This window comes from Yersinia pekkanenii (genome assembly GCF_001152565.1).
Lineage (GTDB): Bacteria > Pseudomonadota > Gammaproteobacteria > Enterobacterales > Enterobacteriaceae > Yersinia > Yersinia pekkanenii.
The window spans coordinates 1-19,863 of sequence record NZ_CQAZ01000042.1 but is presented as its reverse complement, the minus strand read 5'-3'; the positions used below and the strand labels follow the sequence as shown (position 1 = coordinate 19,863).

Below are 19,863 nucleotides of genomic sequence, written 5' to 3'. Positions count from 1 at the left end.
GCCACATAATGGAAATCAGAATTGCAGTACCCGAAGATTTTGCTGAAATCTGGCCACTGTTTCAGGCTGTAATCAACGGTGGTGACACCTATGTGTTCACCCCTGATACGCCGAAACAAGATGCCTATGATTACTGGTTTGGTACCGGAGTTCGTGGCTGGGTTGCGTTACACCAAGGGCGGATCCTGGGGATGTATAAATTAATCGATAACCAGCGCGGTCTGGGTTCCCATGTGGCAAATGCTTCGTTTATCGTCGACGGACAAGCTCGTGGGCTGGGTATTGGCAAAGCGCTGGGGATCCATTGTATTGAACAGGCAACCGCCCTCGCTTACCGGGCTATTCAGTTTAACTTTGTGGTCAGCACCAATACTCTGGCGGTTGCGTTGTGGCAAAAACTTGGTTTTGAGATTATTGCCACACTGCCAAACGCGTTTAACCATAGTCAACTCGGCTATGTTGATGCCTACGTTATGCATCGGGGGCTGGTGCTAAATCTGGGCTAATGATCCTTTTATCCGCCCAGTCATATCTTATTTATCAAACGCCAGCCCTGTCATTTCGCGGGCTGGCGTTTTTTATTGATTATTTTTCACTTTTTTTGCATCCAAAACACCTGGCTGATTCGTATAGATAGATGTGAGGCAAGACTTCACCTCAACCATCCCAAAAGGAATACATTATGAAAACGCTTATTCATACCGTTATTTGTGCTTCCTTAGCCTTCAGCAGTGTTTCTATGGCCGCTATGACGTCAGAAGCTGTCATGGTGGGGGGGGCTTCGATGCTCCCAAGCAAAAACATTATTGAGAATGCGGTGAACTCAAAAGATCACACAACTTTAGTTGCTGCAGTTAAAGCTGCGGGGTTGGTTGATACCCTGCAAGGCCCCGGGCCATTTACCGTATTCGCCCCCACCAATGCCGCGTTTGCAAAGTTGCCAGCAGGTACGGTTGAAAGTTTGGTCAAACCAGAAAATAAAGCCATGCTCACCCAAATTCTGACGTATCACGTGGTTCCAGGGAAGTACGATATGAAACAACTGGAAAGTAAAATTAAAGCCGGTGGCGGACGTGCAGAGCTGAAAACAGTCAATGGCCAATCATTATGGATCATGAATAATGGGCCACATAATATTCAGCTTAAAGATGGCAAAGGTAACATTGCAAATATCAGTACCTATGATGTACAACAGAAAAATGGTGTGATCGATGTCATTGATGCTGTTCTGATGCCTAAATAAAATCCGTCTATACTGGGTGCAGTGTCTCACTGCACCTGACGGACCTTTTAGGGATTGGCGCATGAACGAATGTTCACTGGAACAACAAATAGGGCTGATCAATGCCATTGCTCATGGCGATCAGTCCGCTTTTGAAAAACTTTACCGCCTCACCTCCCCCCGATTATTCGCAGTCGCCTTTCGAATGCTACGCAACCATGCTCGGGCAGAAGAAGTGTTACACGACAGTTTTCTCACCGTTTGGAGCCGAGCCGGTAATTACAATGCGCAACTCAGCGCTCCGCTGACCTGGTTGACCCATATTGTGCGCAACCGGGCCATCGATCTGATGCGTTGCAGTGATAATCGCCTACAAACACTGGACGATGACCAGGCAGATTCACTGACCGATAACTCGCTGACACCTTTGGCAAAATTGCAGCAAGACCATGAGGCTAAACAGCTAGCAGACTGTATGACCCATCTGCCGGTAGAGCAACGGCAAAGTATTATGCTGGCTTATTATCAGGGGCTTTCCCATGGGGAAATATCGGTTCATTTGCAGCAACCACTGGGTACGATAAAAAGTTGGATACGTCGTGCACTGGATCACCTGAAGAGCTGTGTAGGTTTATGAAAAACAGACGCGAATATGACTCAGCACTGGCCGCAGAATATGCGCTGGGAACCCTGCGTGGACTGGCCCAGATGCGTTTTAAACGAAGGATCCGTCGTGACCCACGGCTGGCGGTGGATGTTGCCCGTTGGCAGAGCCTGTTTACTCAATTGGATAATCAACTGACGCCTTTGGAGCCACCAGAGCGAGTCTGGAAGCGGCTTGAGTTACAGTTGCCCCCTCTCAATGTGCGCCACATTAAGCCTAATCGTTGGTCTTATCTGGGTTGGGCTGTCGCCGCGGGTTTGGCCGCGCTGCTGGTGATCCCACGCTTGTTGGTCGAGCCGCCCCTTGCCGTACCGGTGGCCGTATTATCCAATAGCCAGCAAAATGGCCAATGGGTGGTTAGCCTGGAAAAGTCAACGCGTAACCTAACCTTGACCCCACTGAACCCGATTGCAGTAAGCAACAATAATAGCCTTGAGTTATGGAGCATTCCGGCCGGTGAAAAGCCGCACTCACTGGGGTTGTTGAATACCCATGGGCCAACACATCTGATACTGGCTGAAAATCAGTTAAGCGGTAATTCATTATTGGCAATCAGCCTAGAACCTCATGGTGGCTCCCCAACCGGACAACCAACCGGAGCGGTATTGTTTAGCGGACCCTTGCAGAATCTATAATAAACTCATCTTTTTCTACTGGAGGCCATACATGCAAGACTGGGACCCTGATTTATACCGCCAATTTGAAGCAGAACGAACCCGCCCAGCGAAGGATCTGTTAGCGCACATCACTGCGATACAACCACGGCACATCAGCGACTTAGGTTGCGGGCCGGGGAATTCCACTGAATTGCTGCGCCAGCGCTTCCCACACACTCAGCTTGTCGGTATTGATAACTCTGCCGCTATGCTGGCTAGCGCGCAGAAGCGCCTGCCTGATTGCACCTTTCTTGCGGCAGATATCCGCCAGTGGCAACCTTCCGAGCCACAAGATCTTATTTATGCCAACGCATCGTTGCAGTGGCTGACTGACCACCCGCAGCTCTTCCCCTCTTTGTTCGCCAAACTGACAGCCAACGGCATACTGGCGGTCCAGATGCCCGATAATTTGGCCGAGCCAAGCCATCGGGCAATGCGGCAAGTCGCAGAAAACGGCCCGTGGCAACAGACACTACAGGAAGCCGGGGCGATACGGGCAAAAGTACTCACTGCCAATCAATATTATGATTTACTGGCTCCCAATGCAGATCAGGTGGATATCTGGCGTACCACCTATTACCATCCGATGCCTTCAGCGCAAGCCATCGTCGATTGGTTACGTGCCACCGGTTTACGGCCTTTTCTTGAACCACTTTCGGAAGCTATGCAATTGGATTTCCTGCAAGATTATCTGGCGCTCATCGATATTGCCTATCCACAACAGACTGATGGCCGCCGCTTGTTAGCATTCCCACGTTTATTTATTGTTGCCCGCACCCGGCAGTAACTTGCCGTGTGGTATGTCAGTTAAATTCATTGGCCGTCATACCACACGAATAAAGTCACTATCAAATAGTCCAGTCGGATAACTATTTATTTATCACATCATTCACCTTCGCCAACCTATTAATTAATAACATCTTAGCCTCGCTTTTAACCGTAAATACCATTTAAAAACACAAAGATAATACTTAAATAAAAATGCATGTAAACCGCAGTGATAGATATTATCAATTAGACATAAACAAAGTAAGGCCAATATTATTAAAGAGAAATAATAAATTACATTTACAAACAATTCCGACTATCGGCTATTTAATTAATAGGCACTATCTGGCCTGCAAAATTAAATATCTTTGTTATACTTATTGCGGTGAAGAAATTGGTAATCAACTCAATAAAGGGATACCTATTATGAGTACAGCAAAACTGGTAAAAGCAAAATCTTCCGAACTAATCTATACCCGTAATAATGTTGATGAACATACTAAAGAGCTTACGATTAAGCTCTTAAACCAGATGGTTATCCAGTTTATCGATCTGTCACTTATCACCAAACAGGCTCACTGGAACATGCGCGGGGCTAACTTTATCGCCGTCCACGAAATGCTGGACGGCTTCCGCACGGCCCTTACCGAACATCTGGATACCTTTGCCGAGCGCGCCGTACAATTAGGCGGTGTTGCACTCGGTACTGCACAACTTGTTACCGATAAAACCCCATTGAAGAGCTATCCAACCCATATTCATAGCGTGCAAGAGCACCTGAAGGAGTTGGCGGATCGCTATGGGGTGGTCGCAAACTTTCTCCGCAAAGCCATAACAGAAGTCGATGATGAAGATAGCGCCGACATGTTTACTGCCGCGTCTCGTGATTTGGATAAATTCCTGTGGTTCCTTGAAGCGAATATTGAGTAATCATCTGCCTAAGGTGACTCATGGCAACGAAACAGGGCCGGTTATCCGGCTCTGTTCATTGCGGCCATATAGCGCAAAAGATAGCCAACTCCGATAGCAGCCCATGTCGCCCTCGCGGTACCCTTCTCAAACAAAAATCAGAGACAGTTAACAATATTGTTACATTGATGCAATTCATCTATTGTTTATTATTAACTAACACGTTAATAATAAGTAAATAATGGATTATTTGCACCATAATGACATTAGCGTCCCATGTTGGTGAGCCGTGATAGTACAAATAATGCCAACTAAGTCATTGCATGTTAATCATTTAGAATAATTTCTTTATATTTAAATAAGTTACATTTCTGGCATGATCTTTTCATATTGCTATCTGGAATATAAAAACGGTTCTCTATCCACAAAAGTACAAAGGAACGCCCACTTATGAAGTCACTTATCAAAGTTTCATTGGCCGCACTGACACTGGCCTTTGCCGTTAGCTCACACGCCGCAGAAAAAGAACTGATTGTTGCTACGGATACCGCTTTTGTTCCTTTTGAGTTCAAACAAGGGGACAAATACGTTGGTTTCGATATCGATTTGTGGGATGCCATCGCGAAAAAACTGGATCTGAAATACACCCTGAAACCAATGGATTTCAGTGGCATCATTCCGGCGTTGCAAACCAAGAACATTGATCTGGCTCTGGCCGGTATCACTATCACTGACGAACGTAAAAAGGCCGTGGATTTCTCTGACGGCTACTACAACAGCGGCTTACTAGTGATGGTAAAAGCGGATAACAACGACATTAAAAGTGAAGCTGATCTGAAAGGCAAAGTGCTGGCAGTGAAAAGCGGCACCGGTTCGGTTGATTACGCTAAAGCCAACATCAAAACCAAAGATCTGCGCCAATTCCCGAATATCGATAACGCCTATCTGGAATTAGGCACTGGCCGCGCTGATGCGGTTTTGCATGACACACCAAACATCCTTTACTTCATCAAAACTGCCGGTAATGGCCAGTTCAAAGCGGTGGGTGAATCCATTAAAGCCCAGCAGTACGGGGTCGCATTCCCACAAGGCAGTGAGTTGCGTGAAAAGGTTAATGCGGCGCTGAAATCCCTGAAAGAAGACGGCACTTACGCTGCAATCTATAAAAAATGGTTTGGCGTAGAACCTAAGTAATTTATTTTTGCCGTTTTTAGACCAGGAGAATATCCATGCAGTTTGAATGGAGCGCTATTTGGCCCGCCATCCCAATCCTGCTTGAAGGTGCCAAGTTAACCTTATGGATTTCGGTCCTCGGGTTGCTTGGTGGCCTGATTATTGGGGTAACCGCAGGTTTTGCCCGTGCCTATGGCGGTTGGCTGAGCAAAAATATTGCCTTAGTGTTTATCGAGCTGATCCGTGGTACGCCAATTGTGGTGCAGGTGATGTTTATCTACTTTGCATTGCCGATGATGATGCCTTTGCGCATCGATCCCTTCTCAGCCGCCGTGGTGACCATCATGATTAACTCTGGTGCTTATATCGCGGAAATTACCCGTGGGGCGGTACTGTCAATCCACAATGGGTTTCGTGAAGCCGGTTTGGCTCTGGGTTTATCCAAACGCGCAACATTGCGTTATGTGATTGCTCCTCTGGCACTGCGCCGTATGCTGCCACCGTTAGGTAATCAATGGATTGTCAGTATCAAAGATACCTCACTGTTTATCGTGATTGGCGTAGCCGAACTGACTCGTCAGGGTCAGGAGATTATTGCCGGTAACTTCCGCGCGATGGAAATATGGAGTGCAGTGGCGGTGATCTACCTGATTATCACCTTGGCTCTGAGCTTCGTTCTGCGTCGGTTAGAAAGAAAGCTGAAAATAATATGATTGAATTCAAAAACGTCTCCAAACACTTTGGCAAAACCCAGGTGCTCCACGATATCAATCTGAATATCACCAAGGGAGAAGTCGTGGTGATTATTGGCCCTTCCGGCTCGGGCAAATCTACCCTGCTGCGTTGTATCAACAAGCTGGAAGTCATTACCAGCGGCCAATTGATTGTCGATGGACTGGATGTCAATGACCCCAGAGTCGATGAACGCCTCATTCGTCAGGAAGCTGGCATGGTGTTCCAGCAGTTTTATCTGTTCCCACATCTGACCGCGCTGGAAAATGTGGCTTTTGGCCCGCTCCGTGTGCGGGGTGCTTCTAAAGAAGTGGCCAATAAACTCGCAATGGCGTTATTGACCAAGGTTGGGTTGGAAGATCGTGCTCATCATTACCCGTCTGAACTGTCTGGCGGCCAGCAGCAGCGTGTGGCTATCGCCCGTGCTCTGGCGGTGAAACCCAAGCTGATGCTGTTTGATGAACCTACCTCCGCGTTGGACCCGGAATTGCGGCACGAAGTCTTAACGGTGATGAAAGATTTGGCCGAAGAGGGTATGACCATGGTCATCGTCACTCATGAAGTGGGCTTTGCCCAAAAAGTGGCATCGCGTCTGATCTTTATTGATAAAGGCCGGGTGGCGCAAGATGGTGACCCAGATAGCCTGATCTCTAATCCACCCAGTGAACGTTTACAGGAATTTCTGCAACACGTTTCCTGAGACGATATTGAGTTCTGCCCTAAAATACCTCTGGCGGGTATCTTACTGATCCCGCCAAATTTTTTTGTGCTAATTAGTTCGTCATACCTGTGCTTGCTGGTTCTTGACCTGCGCAAATGCCGTCATCAGCTTCACCACATCCTGCATCCCGATATTAACCTGATTGATAACCTCACCCGCATCTTGTGTCAGTATCACCCCACCACCCGCTTGCTCAACACAGGTTCCCATGCCTTTGATCGCTGCCATTACGCCGCTCTGAATCGTCTTGGTCATCTGTTCGATTTCAGTCGCCGCCTTACGTGACTGGTCTGCCAGCAAACGGACCTCACTTGCTACCACAGAGAACCCTTTGCCATGCTCACCGGCATGAGCTGCTTCAATCGAGGCATTGATCGCCAATAGGTTGGTTTGTGATGAAATTTTACGAATAGCGTCCACCATAGTACCAATCTCTTTTGAGCAACGGCCCAAATCACTGACCACATTGGACGTTTCGCGGGCGATAAACTCAACCTCTTGCATACCGCGCACTGCCTGTTGAACAATCGCAGCCCCTTGTGATGCTGACCGATCGGTGGTTAATGACAAGTGATGTACGTCACGGATCAGGGTTTCCTCATGCTCCTGCTGTTGCATGAGTTGCGTGATATCCTGCGCAATTTTTACTACCTTAATCACCTGCCCCTCATTGTCCATAATCGGGTTATAACTGGCCTCTAGCCATACTCGCTCACCACGGCTGTTCAAACGCTCAAAACGGCCAATAATAAACTCGCCACGAGCTAAACGTTGCCAGTGTTGGCGATATTCTTCTGAGTGAGAAAATTCTGGCGTACACAATACCTGATGCGATTTATGCTGAATATCTGCCAGCGAATAACCGATAACCTCCAGCAGATTATCATTAGCATCCAAAATAATGCCTTGTGGAGTGAAGGTAATCAGCCCCATTGAGCGGTTAAGTGCCTTTAGCAAACTCTGGTGTTCCTGAGATTGTAAAATACGTTCAGTAACATCACTGGCGATCTTAATAATTTCAATCACTTTCCCTTGGCTACCCAGCACCGGTGTATACGTCCCCTGCAACCAAATAATGCTGCCATCTTTACGAATACGTTTAATATTATCGGTAATTGGCCGCCCTTCATTGAGCAATTGCCAATGGTGGCGATAAGCATCACTGAGCACATATTGCGGGTCACAAAACAATTTATGATGTTTACCGATGACCTCATCCTGCTGATATCCCATTGCCTGTAAAAATAACCTATTGGCATATTTCACGGTGCCATCGGGTTTGAAAATAATCATGGCAATAGCACTATCAATCGATGTCAGTTCGGCACGCGGGGATGCATGGGATGAGCTGAAATTGAACAGCATAAGTTAAATCCTTATGGTGAATTATTGAACAGGAAATTATTTTTCACCCTAGGCGATCAGTTAATACAATCAAAATACGACAAAAAATCACATTAAAACCAAGACTTGTCGGCTATGGTGCCGGACTAAGATTTATCTTGATCAGCTTAGCCTAAAGTATTGGAATTAACAGGTGAACAACAGTTAATAGGTGAACAACATCGAGGAAGATAAAACAGAGGATAATTGTGCAATAACCAACGTCATTGGAATGGCAGGTAGGCGGCGAGCAGCCAGCCCCCTGCAACGTCAAATACGCGGGGATTACCAGCGCTCGGCCTTCCAGGTAGCTTGCTGTTCCGGCGTCAGGAAAGTCCATGCCACAAACCGGCTGACCTTCTGCCCCTGCGCCATATCGATGGTGCGAACCTCTACCGCCTTGGCGTAGCGCAAAGCATGATAAACGGCCGGTAATGTCGTCTTTTTGGAAATCAATGAGGTGAACCAGAAGCAGTTTTGTGCTTTCGTCACACTCTCCGCCACCATACGGCTAACAAACCCTTCTTCCCCACCTTCACACCAGAGCTCACTGTTCTTGCCGCCAAAGTTTTGTACTGGCTTATCAGTTACTTCGCTTTTCCCCAGCTTGTGTAACTTACGGCGAGTAGTGGCCGCCGCTTCCTCTGCTGAACTGTGGAATGGGGGGTTACATAGCGTAACGTCATAGCGTTCATTCACCGCCAGCACCCCTGCGAAAATAGCTTGCGGATCTTTTTGTAGTGTAAGCCGCAGCGTATTTTTCAGCGTCGGGTTCATCGATACCACCATTTTTGCCGCACTGAGCGCTTGTGGGTCAATGTCAGTACCGGTGAAACGCCAGCCATATTCACGTTGACCAATAATCGGATAAATACAGTTAGCGCCAACACCAATATCCAGTACTGCAATATTCTTTCCCTGTGGGATCACACCATCATTGCAGCTAGCTAATAAATCGGCCAGATGATGCACATAATCAGCACGTCCAGGGATTGGCGGGCATAAAAAATCAGCCGGAACATCCCAATATTCAATACCGTAAAAATGTTTCAGTAATGCCCGGTTAAGCATTTTTACTGCCATCGGATCGGCAAAATCGAGAGAAATATCACCATAGGCGGTAGGTGCCAGAAAAGGGACCAACTCAGGGCAACTCACTGAGAGGGCATCAAAATCATAGCGTGAGCGATGACGATTTCGGGGGTGTAATCCGCTTTTTTCTTTTGGGAATATCTTTTTGTTTTCCATCGTCCGACTCTCTGATAGGCATTTTCTGGCGCGTAAGATAGCATAAATCGCGGCAAAACGGGTGGAGAGCGGATATTGCCTACCATCGCCAGATACTCTGGATTGCGCCCTTCCGCTCTTAGGCTTCACCGTGGCTGACACGGTTACCGCACCGCCAATTATACATGGTTGAAATGGTTAAATGAGCCGATGTCAGAGCGGCACAGTTATTTTAATCTGTTGCAGCGCCTGCTCTACAGAGTCAGCCCGCCCAGCCGCCACCAGACAACATGCCAACTGTTTTTGAATCGAGTCAGGAATAGGAAACTCTCCGGCCAGACATCTTTCAATCCAACCTGCTGTTATGGCTGCATCTTTCGATAGCGGTAACGCCTGCTCACTCGGCCCTGGTTGGCTCCCCAGTAAGATTTGCTGTTCCCCCCCACTAATGTAATGAATCGCAGGGCAGCGTGATGGATTAGCATACACCTCCCCTTCAGTTCCTTGCTGTAACAGGGCTGGAGCACTGATCGCCTGGAAGAAGCCCCCCACCTTCTGCATATATTCCGGATGAGAAACACTGGCCAGACGCAGTGCGCTATCGTGAATAAACGGTGTTGCCAGCTTTGCCAGCGTGTGGCTGCTATTTCTGACCCCCATGCGCCAGCGTTGCTGCAATTGTTGGTCTAATTGAGCGGATAAGACAGACACTGGGATAAACACCGGCAATCCACTCTCCAGACGTTGTTGAGCGTCAGCGGCACTGAGTGACCACGGGATATTCAGTTGTTGAAAAATCTCGGCACTGGTCACCCGACTGCTGTCCTCTGTCACGCCATGCACCACAACCGGCAAGCCAAGACGCGAAAGCAGCAGCGCCAGTAACGGGGTTAAATTGGCCTGTTTACGAGCACCGTTATAACTTGGGATCACTACCGGTAACGGGCGGTTTTTGGGGGCATGCAGTGGTATCACCTGTTCTTGCATCGCCTGATAAAAACCCAGAATTTCCTGCTCGGATTCACCTTTGATACGAAAAGCAATCAGGATGCCACCCAGTTCCAGCGCGGGTACTTGCCCCGCCAGCATCGCTTTATACAATTCATAGGCCGTGGGCAGATCCAGATCACGGGCATGATCCTTACCGCGCCCAATCTCTTTGATAATCTTACTGTAATCCATGGTGCGGCATTTCCCCTGTCAGTACTCGTTAGCATAAACTCAGTGTTAAACATAAATCAGGCAATAAACCTAAATCAGATTAAATTTCACTGAAATATTATCACTATAACGCCGTCCGTTTCCTCCGCCCTCTCTTCACCGTTGGCTTAACCGCAGCCTTTAACACCGGAGCAGGAACAATCACGCCTTCTGGCATATCCGGTTGCTCGATCGGGAAAACCGGCAACGCGGCTAACAATCGCGAACCATAACCCTTGGTTAGTAAACGCCGATCGTAAATAACAATCTCACCACGGCATTCATTACTGCGGATCAACCTCCCAACCTGCTGAATCAGATTAAACGAGGCACTTGGCAGACTTTGTACTTCAAACGGATAACGTTTTAACGACTTCAACCACTCACCTTCAGTGAGGATCACTGGGCTGTCGATAGGTGGAAACGAGATTTTATGAATATGAACCTGAGTCAGTAATTCACCTTTCAAATCCAGCCCTTCGGCGAAGGATTGCAAGCCAATCAAGACACTGGCAGTACCATTACTCACCCGCTTACGATGCTCTTCTACCAGTCGGTAACGGGGTTGATCCCCCTGAACCAACAGCATCAAGCGCAAGTCAGTCACATGACTGAGGAAGGTTTGCATCGCCCGATGGCTGCTGAACAAAATCAACATGCCTTTATGCCGTCCACTGGCGTGTTGCGTGCGGAAAAATTGCGCCATTTCTGCCAAATGTTCAGCTTCATGGGCCATCGTCGGCTCAAAGCGCATTTTGGGAATGATAAGCTTGCCCTGTTCAATATGATTAAACGGTGATGACAGGGCTTCAAACCGATCACCGGCCTTCTCACTCAGCCCACTGAGTTCCTGCAAACGGGCAAAGCTATTCAGTGAGCGCAATGTCGCCGACGTCACAATCACATGGGGGACTTTGCGCCATAACATCTTATCTAACTGATCACTAACGCGTATCCCGACGCAATGGAAATAGAGATGCGTTTGATTCTCGCGATAATCACGGGTTACCCACTTGGAAATAGGCGCATTTGAGGCTTTATCCATCGCGGCTAACCGCCACAGTTTGCTCATGGCATCCAAATAACCCAGTGTCCTGCTCATTTGCAAAATGGCACGATGTAATCGGACAATATCGTGCTTGCCGGTTTGTTCGCTCAAATCATTGAGTACAAATTCCACTAAACCGCGCAGGGCATCCGTCAGCTTGAATAATTTGGCACAATCGTCCGTCAGACTGCCGGGCAGTTCGCCCATTTCAAAGCGATACACGGCCGGGTTGCCCTCGGCAGGTAGCAGTTGACTGACCTGCTGTTCCACACTCAACATCAACTCACGCAACTGCTCACAATGGCCCTTCAAGCGCTCTGGATTAGACAACCCAGGCGGATTTTTAGGCCGGTATTGCACCATGCATTGGTCCACCAACCGCACTATCATATCCAACTGCATATTGGCAAAGAATGCGGTTATCTCGCCCTCAATTTCCAAAGAATCCCGCGCGACATCGGGTAGATGATGGCCTTCATCCAAAACCAGCAGCAACTCTTTCGGATTAGGTAACACAGATTCAGTTTCTAATGCAGCCATCACCAATGCATGGTTGGCGACCACCACATCAGCACTTTCTATTTCTTTACGGGCAATAAAAAACGGGCATTCACGAAAATAATGGCAATTACGCCCAAGGCAATTGGCTTTATCAGTACTCAGTTTGGCCCATAAGCTGTCACTGAGTGCCCGTTGATGATGGTCGCGCAGCCCGTCCCAGCTATGGCTGCTTAGCGACTTAGATAGCGCCAGGCAAGTCGCTTGTTCCTCGCCATTAGCAGGAGCCAGTTCATCGCCGAGAAACAGGGATAGATCCCCCTGCCCAGAAACATCGGTGCACATCGCGGCCAGATTACGCGGACAGACGTAGCGCCCGCGCCCAAAAGCACCGGTGAACTTAAGATCAGGGATAATTTTCTTCAGCAGCGGCAAATCTTTGCTGTAAATCTGATCCTGTAACGCCACATTCGCGGTACTGACCACCAGCGGCTTACTTTCTGCACGGCTGATCGCAATACCAGGGATCAAATAGGACAGGGTTTTGCCAACACCAGTCGGTGCCTCGATAGCCAAATGACGGCCAGCATCACCGGCCAGCGTTTTCGCCACTTCGGCGATCATCTGGCGCTGTGGTGCCCGGGGAATAAAATCCGGGATCTGCTGCGAAAGAGCCTTATACCACTGACTGATTTGTTCTTTTACTGCCGGGGACAACGCCATGCATGTCTTATCTAAACTGAATGTTGCCCTATTCTCCCACACCACAACGCTCACGTCAGCCCGAAAGCACCATCAGGTCCCCTTCTTGCACAAATGACAGCGGGATGAAATTTACGCAATGTCACAGTTATTTATGATTTGTCATAAATATATCACACAGATGCGGTAAAAATTCTGCGCTGGACGAATTCAGACAGATATTGAACACAGAAAAAAATTCCACTACTCGCGGCTTTTTAAATAAGAGAAACAGGGCAAAATATGAAACGTAATATTCTGGCAATCTTGGTACCGGCTTTATTAGTTGCCACTACGTCACACGCAGCAGAGATTTATAACAAAGACGGTAATAAACTTGATTTATATGGAAAAGTAAAGGCACTGCATTACTTTTCTGACAATAATAAAAGTGATGGTGATAAATCTTATGTCCGCTTTGGTTTTAAAGGCGCGACCCAAATTACTGACCAACTGACCGGTTACGGCCAGTGGGAATATAACATTGCCGCTAACTACGCTGAAAGCCAGGAAACAAAAGACAACAAAACACGTTTAGCCTTTGCCGGTTTACGTTACGGAAAATTAGGCTCAATCGATTATGGCCGTAACTACGGCGTATTATATGACATCGCCGCCTGGACCGATATGTTGCCAGAGTTCGGTAACGACAGCTACACCAGAACTGACAACTTTATGACTGGCCGCACGACTGGCGTTGCGACGTACCGCAACACCGATTTCTTTGGTCTGGTTGATGGCCTGAAGTTCTCGCTGCAATATCAAGGCAAGAACGGCAGCGAGGCTGACAGTAATAACGGACGGGCAGATGCCAGCAAACAAAATGGCGACGGCTTCGGTTTATCTTCCAGCTATGAAATAGGTGCTGGCGTCAGCGTGGGTGCGGCCTATGCGTCATCAAACCGTACCACAGCACAGAAGAACAGCAACTTTGGTAAGGGCGATAAAGCCGATGCCTGGACTACCGGTCTGAAATATGATGATAACGGTGTTTATCTGGGTGCGACTTATGCCGAAACCCGTAATATGACCCCAATTTCGGGTACCGCGACCATTAATAATCTGTCAACCAGCGTCAGTGGTTTTGCTAATAAAACACAAAATGTGGAATTAGTCGCACAATATCTGTTTGATTTCGGTTTAAAACCCTCGTTGGCTTATATCCAATCTAAAGGCAAGGATATCGAAGGTATTGGCGACGCAGACTTGGTTAAATATGTCGATATTGGTGCTTATTATTACTTCAATAAAAATATGTCCACTTACGTTGATTATAAAATCAACCAACTGAGTGATGATAACAAACTGAAGTTGAATACAGATAACGTTGTGGCTGTAGGTCTGGTTTATCAATTCTAATTATGATGCATTACAATTACCTTCATTGTTTTATTGTTTGAAGACTTCAGTGTGAAGTGACTCTGGCAACTCTAATCATTCTTTTTTCGCCGGGAAATCACTCCCGGCTTTTTATTATTGATAGGAAAATTATTTTCATCCATTGAGATTTTAGTGCAAAATTTAAACGAAAAATTAAAACGTAAAAAAATGATAAAAACCTTTGCCAACTGTCGCCATTCTCATGTTTACTGATGCCTATCTGTTTTACCGCCCCTTTTTTATTGAATAACTATGCTGAAGCAAAATAGCCGTAATATGTGGTTGCTGGTCGGTTCGCTTTTTACCTTATACTTCGTCTGGGGTTCAACCTATCTGGTCATTCGCATCGGGGTTGAAAGTTGGCCACCATTGATGATGGCCGGCTTACGTTACCTGATCGCCGGGATACTGTTGTTCAGCTTCCTCGCCATTCGTGGCCATGCCCTACCCACGCTACGGCAATGGGGGGGAGCCAGTGCGATCGGCATTTTATTATTAGCTATCGGCAATGGGCTGGTTACTATCGCCGAACACCAGCATGTCCCGTCGGGCATTGCGGCAGTCATGGTGGCAACGGTTCCTCTATTCACGCTGTGTTTCAGTATGTTATGGGGTATGCGTAACACCAAGCTGGAATGGTCAGGAATTGCACTCGGGCTGGTAGGGATTATATTGCTGAATACTGGCAGCAACTTACTGGGTAACCCGGTAGGCGCAATATTGATATTAGTGGCTTCCGCCAGTTGGGCCTTTGGCTCAGTCTGGAGTTCACGCCTGACACTGCCCAGTGGCCCAATGTCTGGTGCAGCACAGATGCTGGTTGCTGGCGTGGTGCTGCTACTTGCCAGTACGCTAAGTGGCGAAGAACTGAACCGAATGCCAAGTATGAGCGGTATCCTTTCGCTACTTTATCTGATTGTTTTTGGTTCAATGCTCGCCATCAGTGCGTATATGTTCTTGCTGAAGAATGTCCGCCCTGCGGTGGCTACCAGCTATGCTTATGTCAATCCGGTGGTTGCCGTGTTGCTGGGCATTGGTTTTGCTGGTGAAAGTTTATCGACTACCGAATGGTGCGCCTTGGCCATCATTGTGTCTGCGGTAGTATTGGTCACTCTAGGGAAATTCCTGTTTAAAACCCGGTAAGGTTTAGCGACTGATACTCTTCGCCTGTCCAGCATATCGGCGCATCAAGAATGCAACATGGTTGTATCATTCAGTGAACAGATTATAATTCCCCCTGTTTAGATAAAAAGTGAAAATAATTATGCTAAGAAAAGCACTCATTATCCTGATTGCAGTAATGGCTTTGAGTTCATTAGGTGGCGTTTTTCTGGCCGGGCTGAACATCTATACCCGTTCAACTACCCCACATGAAACCGAAACAACAGCATCCTCGCCATTGTCTGATATTGGCCCCGCTGGCTTGTCCAACAATGGTCAGGAATCACCCTAAGCGCTCATCCAATCGTAGCATCGCTGCTGCAAAATTACCTGTAAGCCCCTGATTCGCGGTGAAACGGTGAGGATGGGCAGAAGAGTAAAGCGTCCGCGCCATCAGGGACGATGTGACGGCATATTTACGATCTGCCGGTTCCCTCCGCCGCTGGCACTTTGTCATTATCCTGTCAGGTTAATGTGAAGTGCCTGTCATCATTATGACTTCAGCACCCAAATATAATACTGCCCATTTTTCTGCTCGGACCCCTCCAGAATCTTCTCGAACCCAGGAAAATGCTGGCCCCATTCCGCAAGGCTGCGAATATAGCGTAGCCATGGTTCGCCATCGCTGCCGAAATTCTCCCCCGGCATTACGATCGGGATCCCCGGAGGATAAGGGATCACCCCTACGGCGGAAATTCGCCCAGCTAATTTATCCAATGGCAACAATTCACAGCGCCCAGCCATATGATCCTGAAAAGCCTGACGCGGCAAGGTGACCGGTGTCGGTAAATGGCTGAACGCCTCCGCCTGTAATTTGTCCATTTCACTGGTTTTCATATAAGCGAACATCGTGTCACACAGAGTTTTCAGCCCCATATGCCCATATTGCTGTGGATAATTCTTTGCTAAATCAGGCAGGCAAATAGAGACCGGGGTGTTGCCATCGTAATGCTGTTTAAATTCCAATAGCACATTGATCAGTGTCCCCCATTTCCCTTTGGTGACTCCCACTGAAAATAGGCACAGCACCATAAAATCAGTGGTTCGCGAAGGCACAATTCCCCGCTGACCAAGGAATTCAGTCACTATCGCTGCGGGGATGCCGTTTTCTAGCAATTTGCCGTCATCCCCCATACCCGGCACCATTATCCCGGCCTTGATGGGATCGAGCATGCACCAATCATCATCCAACGGGTCAAATCCATGCCACGACTCACCGGGTTTGAGAACCCAGCAGTCTGGATCCGTGGCTAACTGTTCTCTTGATGCTTGAGCGAAGGGGACTTTTTTACCACTTTTACTGTCGGTGATTTCTGGTGCATTCCACGGTTTAAAGAACCACTCACGTTGCTCGGCAAAGGCATCATGCGCACGCGCTAGCGCCAGGCGGAAATCGACCGCTTCGTCGATAACTTCCTGTGTCAGCGCTTGCCCTTGCTCACCCTCCATCATCGCAGCGCCCACTTCATTGGCGGCAATAATGGCGTACAACGGCGAGGTAGTGGACTGCAACATATAAGATTCATTAAAACGGGAGTGTTCGATAGGTTTTTTACCATTTCTCACATGGATATAAGAAGCTTGTGATAACGCGGCCAATAATTTATGTGTCGATTGCGTGGCAAAAACGGTCGGCCCCAGTGGGGAGTGATCCGTTGGCGAACCACGCATGGCAAAGCGATCATGGTAAAGCGGGTTAAAGCGAGCATAGGCATACCACGCCTCATCAAAGTGAATCTGATCGACACTTTTTGCTAAGAGATCCTCTGCTTGCTTCGCGTTGTAACACATACCGTCATAGGTACAATTAGTGACGACTGCATAGACTGGCTGACTATCTGAAGCCATTGACTTCAATGGATTTTGTGCAATTTTCTGTGTAATGGCGGCGGGCTGAAATTGAGCTTTTGGGATCGGGCCGATGATGCCATAGCGGTTACGTGTCGGGATAAAAAACACCGGTAAGGCCCCGGATAACACCAACCCCTGTTCAATTGACTTATGGCAGTTACGATCACATAACGCGATCTGTTTTTCACCAACCACGGCAGCCATAATGGCGCGGTTAGAACCAGAGGTGCCATTGAGCATCGAGTAACTGATATGCGCACCGAAAATCTGTGCGGCATACGCATCAGACTCTTTTATTGGCCCACTATGATCCAGCAGCGACCCTAATGACTCCCGCTCGATACCGGTATCTGAACGAAACAGATTCTCGCCAAAGAAATCTAAGAACTCACGCCCCACCGCTGTTTTGCTGAACGCCACGCCACCTTGATGACCGGGTGCAGCCCAAGAATACTCAGGATTATCTTGTGTATATTGCAACAGCGCCTTAGTAAAGGGAGGCAATAATTGCTGATAATACTTACTAATTAACGCCTTGGCTCGGGCGGCAATAAACTCCGCTGTATCCTCATGCATCCAAACAAATTCATTTACCAGTTTCATGGTATCTAAGCTCAGGCTATTGATACATGAATGCTCTGCCATTAATAACACTGGAATTGATTTATTCCGACGGCGAATATCTTGCAATAATGCAAACGCCTGGCTGTGAGATTCATCATCATTTCCGCCAGAAGTCCAATCAACAAAAATACAACACAGCGAAGCATCCGACGCGACTGTGGCGCTACCATCTTCAAATGTTGCGGCAGCAATCACATTGAAATTAATATCATCCAAAGCAATGATTAGTTCATTAACCGCCCGACCATTAGCGGTATTGAAATCACGAATATTACTGTCTACGACTAAAACGTTACGTTTTTTATGGCGACTTAAATCAATCATCGTATTTATCCCTTTAGCTATGATTCGTCACATAGCATCAATGATGCCTACCCGATTGCTGGGTAGATTCCGGTTTTACTGAGCATTTTTCACAGGAGAATCGAGCGGGAATGGATTTTTATGGGTGCGGTTATAATTGAAAGTATAGAGTGCGGTAATAACCATCAGAGTAACGAATGACCACATCACCTGTTCTGCTCCCGACCCCACTACAGCCCAAATGCAATAGACAAAAGCGATAAGTGTAATACCGACATAAGTTTTGACTTGTGTCCCTAAATGGCCGTGGCCGACCAGCAATAGCGCAGCGCAGGTATACATATAAGGAACCAACGTAAAAATAACTGAAACCGAAGAAACTAATCCAAACTCTTTGGCGGCATTGGGCGAGATGCTGCTAATTTGGAATACCGTCATCAATACCCCGAGAATAATCAGTCCTGCGACCGGGGTGCCCGCGTTGTTGACCTTACCGAAAATCGGCGGGAATAGCCCATCATCTGCGGCAGCTTTTGCCGTTTGCCCGGCAACTAATGTCCAGCCACCTAACGACCCCAAGCACCCCGCGGCGGCACAGAGTGAAACTATGGCTCCGGCGGTGTCACCTAATGCCAAACGCGCGGCATCACCAAAGGGCGATGCTGACACCCGTAATTCTGCGTTGGGGATCATCCCCATGATAGCGCTGCTAGAAAGGACGTAGCAGACAGCCGCGATTAAGACTCCACCGACAGTGGCTATTGGCACATTCCGTTTTGGATTTTTCACCACACCAGCAGCCACAGAGGCGGTTTCCACCCCAATAAATGACCACAACGTCACATTCAAGGTACTTTGAATCGCGCCAATAGTACCCAACCCACTGACATTCCAGGCCGCCATATAGGTTTCGCCTTTGAACCAAAACCAGCCAAATAAAGCGATACCCACAATAGGGATCAATGCCAGTGACGTGGCAACTGCCTGAACTCGGGTAATCATTTTAGGCCCGATAATATTCAACCCGACAAATATCCACAGAAAAATAATACAAGTGATGGTTAATACCATCGGTTCTTTCAGAATTGGGAAAAAATAACTGAGATAACCAACACCAATCACGACCATGGCAATATTACCAATCCAACATGCCAACCAATAAAGAACGTTAGTTTGGTAACCTAAAAATGGGCCAAAAGCTCTCCGTGCATAAGCATAGGAACCGCCGGGACTCTCATCCAAAGATGACATTTTGGCATAAACTATTGAAAGTGCTAAAGCGCCAATAATAGTGACCAGCCACCCCCAGATTGCAATTCCGCCAGTTGCGGCTAAATTAGCCGGTAATAAGAATACGCCAGAGCCCATGATATTCCCTGCAACCATCAGGGTTACCGGAATAAGCCCGACTTTTTGATCATCTGTAGACATAGGTAATCCTTACAAATCCCTATAAAAGGATGAAAGTGATAATAAATATCTGCTGCACCTATAAAGGTAGCTGATATAAATTATAAATAAAGGCAAGCGCCAATATAAATTATTATCATCACTAAATTGATGGTTATTTTAATTTCCATTAAATTAATAATATATAAATAT

19 protein-coding genes are annotated in these 19,863 nt (G+C 47.5%); 12 read left to right on the top strand and 7 right to left on the bottom strand.

Annotated features, from left to right (window positions below; all coding sequences use genetic code 11):
• The first annotated feature begins 8 nt into the window (after positions 1-8).
• The 9 genes from AEP37_RS17980 (at position 9) to glnQ (ending at position 6,824) form a co-directional block, all read left to right on the top strand.
• Entirely contained in the window at positions 9-506 is a 498-nt protein-coding gene (locus AEP37_RS17980; protein ID WP_049614639.1) for a GNAT family N-acetyltransferase, read from the top strand.
• Between the two features lie 176 nt (positions 507-682).
• Positions 683-1,243, top strand: a complete 561-nt coding sequence (locus AEP37_RS17975) for a fasciclin domain-containing protein (protein ID WP_049614638.1) — start codon at positions 683-685, stop codon at positions 1,241-1,243.
• 61 nt (positions 1,244-1,304) lie between these two features.
• Entirely contained in the window at positions 1,305-1,859 is a 555-nt protein-coding gene (locus AEP37_RS17970) for a sigma-70 family RNA polymerase sigma factor (protein ID WP_049614637.1), read from the top strand.
• Positions 1,856-2,521 (top strand): anti-sigma factor, encoded by a 666-nt coding sequence (locus AEP37_RS17965; RefSeq protein WP_049614636.1) that lies wholly within the window; start codon positions 1,856-1,858, stop codon positions 2,519-2,521. The genes AEP37_RS17970 and AEP37_RS17965 overlap by 4 nt, the downstream gene beginning before the upstream one ends.
• Before the next feature lie 31 nt (positions 2,522-2,552).
• Positions 2,553-3,329, top strand: coding sequence for a trans-aconitate 2-methyltransferase (gene tam, locus AEP37_RS17960; protein WP_049614635.1), 777 nt, complete (start codon positions 2,553-2,555; stop codon positions 3,327-3,329).
• 407 nt (positions 3,330-3,736) lie between these two features.
• On the top strand, positions 3,737-4,240 hold the full coding sequence (dps, locus tag AEP37_RS17955; protein ID WP_049614634.1) for a DNA starvation/stationary phase protection protein Dps: 504 nt from the start codon (positions 3,737-3,739) through the stop codon (positions 4,238-4,240).
• Between the two features lie 429 nt (positions 4,241-4,669).
• Positions 4,670-5,413, top strand: coding sequence for a glutamine ABC transporter substrate-binding protein GlnH (glnH, locus tag AEP37_RS17950; protein WP_049614633.1), 744 nt, complete (start codon positions 4,670-4,672; stop codon positions 5,411-5,413).
• Between the two features lie 35 nt (positions 5,414-5,448).
• Positions 5,449-6,105 (top strand): glutamine ABC transporter permease GlnP, encoded by a 657-nt coding sequence (glnP, locus tag AEP37_RS17945; protein WP_049614632.1) that lies wholly within the window; start codon positions 5,449-5,451, stop codon positions 6,103-6,105.
• Positions 6,102-6,824 carry a glutamine ABC transporter ATP-binding protein GlnQ gene (glnQ, locus tag AEP37_RS17940; protein WP_049614631.1) on the top strand — a complete coding sequence of 241 codons (723 nt, stop codon included), beginning with the start codon at positions 6,102-6,104 and terminating at the stop codon, positions 6,822-6,824. Before glnP ends, glnQ begins: the two co-directional genes overlap by 4 nt.
• An 81-nt stretch (positions 6,825-6,905) precedes the next feature.
• Here the strand turns inward: glnQ and AEP37_RS17935 are convergent, their stop codons facing one another.
• From AEP37_RS17935 to dinG, 4 genes are all read right to left on the bottom strand, one after another.
• A complete protein-coding gene (locus AEP37_RS17935) occupies positions 6,906-8,210 on the bottom strand; it encodes a methyl-accepting chemotaxis protein (RefSeq protein WP_049614630.1) in 1,305 nt (434 codons plus the stop codon).
• A 303-nt stretch (positions 8,211-8,513) separates the two neighbouring features.
• Positions 8,514-9,476, bottom strand: a complete 963-nt coding sequence (rlmF, locus tag AEP37_RS17930) for a 23S rRNA (adenine(1618)-N(6))-methyltransferase RlmF (RefSeq protein WP_049614629.1) — start codon at positions 9,474-9,476, stop codon at positions 8,514-8,516.
• 192 nt (positions 9,477-9,668) lie between these two features.
• Complete coding sequence (gene ybiB, locus AEP37_RS17925; protein ID WP_049614628.1) at positions 9,669-10,637, bottom strand: DNA-binding protein YbiB; 969 nt, start codon at positions 10,635-10,637, stop codon at positions 9,669-9,671.
• A gap of 103 nt (positions 10,638-10,740) precedes the next feature.
• Complete coding sequence (dinG, locus tag AEP37_RS17920; protein ID WP_049614627.1) at positions 10,741-12,924, bottom strand: ATP-dependent DNA helicase DinG; 2,184 nt, start codon at positions 12,922-12,924, stop codon at positions 10,741-10,743.
• Between the two features lie 261 nt (positions 12,925-13,185).
• Between dinG and ompF2 the strand changes: the two genes are divergently transcribed.
• The 3 genes from ompF2 to AEP37_RS17905 all read left to right on the top strand — a co-directional run bounded on the left by ompF2 (position 13,186) and on the right by AEP37_RS17905 (position 15,775).
• Positions 13,186-14,301, top strand: a complete 1,116-nt coding sequence (gene ompF2 / locus AEP37_RS17915) for a porin OmpF2 (RefSeq protein WP_049614626.1) — start codon at positions 13,186-13,188, stop codon at positions 14,299-14,301.
• A gap of 273 nt (positions 14,302-14,574) precedes the next feature.
• Positions 14,575-15,465 (top strand): drug/metabolite exporter YedA, encoded by an 891-nt coding sequence (gene yedA, locus AEP37_RS17910; protein ID WP_049614625.1) that lies wholly within the window; start codon positions 14,575-14,577, stop codon positions 15,463-15,465.
• Positions 15,466-15,586: 121 nt separating this feature from the next.
• Positions 15,587-15,775 carry a hypothetical protein gene (locus AEP37_RS17905; RefSeq protein WP_049614624.1) on the top strand — a complete coding sequence of 63 codons (189 nt, stop codon included), beginning with the start codon at positions 15,587-15,589 and terminating at the stop codon, positions 15,773-15,775.
• On the opposite strand, the gene AEP37_RS26210 is transcribed toward AEP37_RS17905, so the two are convergent.
• The 3 genes from AEP37_RS26210 to adiC form a co-directional block, all read right to left on the bottom strand.
• The gene (locus tag AEP37_RS26210) at positions 15,767-15,940 is read right to left on the bottom strand and encodes a hypothetical protein (RefSeq protein WP_156168659.1); all 174 of its coding nucleotides are present in this window, start codon (positions 15,938-15,940) and stop codon (positions 15,767-15,769) included. The two genes, AEP37_RS17905 and AEP37_RS26210, sit on opposite strands and share 9 nt — an antisense overlap.
• A 35-nt stretch (positions 15,941-15,975) precedes the next feature.
• On the bottom strand, positions 15,976-18,282 hold the full coding sequence (locus AEP37_RS17900) for an Orn/Lys/Arg family decarboxylase (RefSeq protein ID WP_049614623.1): 2,307 nt from the start codon (positions 18,280-18,282) through the stop codon (positions 15,976-15,978).
• A gap of 75 nt (positions 18,283-18,357) precedes the next feature.
• Positions 18,358-19,692, bottom strand: a complete 1,335-nt coding sequence (gene adiC, locus AEP37_RS17895; RefSeq protein ID WP_049614622.1) for an arginine/agmatine antiporter — start codon at positions 19,690-19,692, stop codon at positions 18,358-18,360.
• Positions 19,693-19,863: the final 171 nt, after the last annotated feature.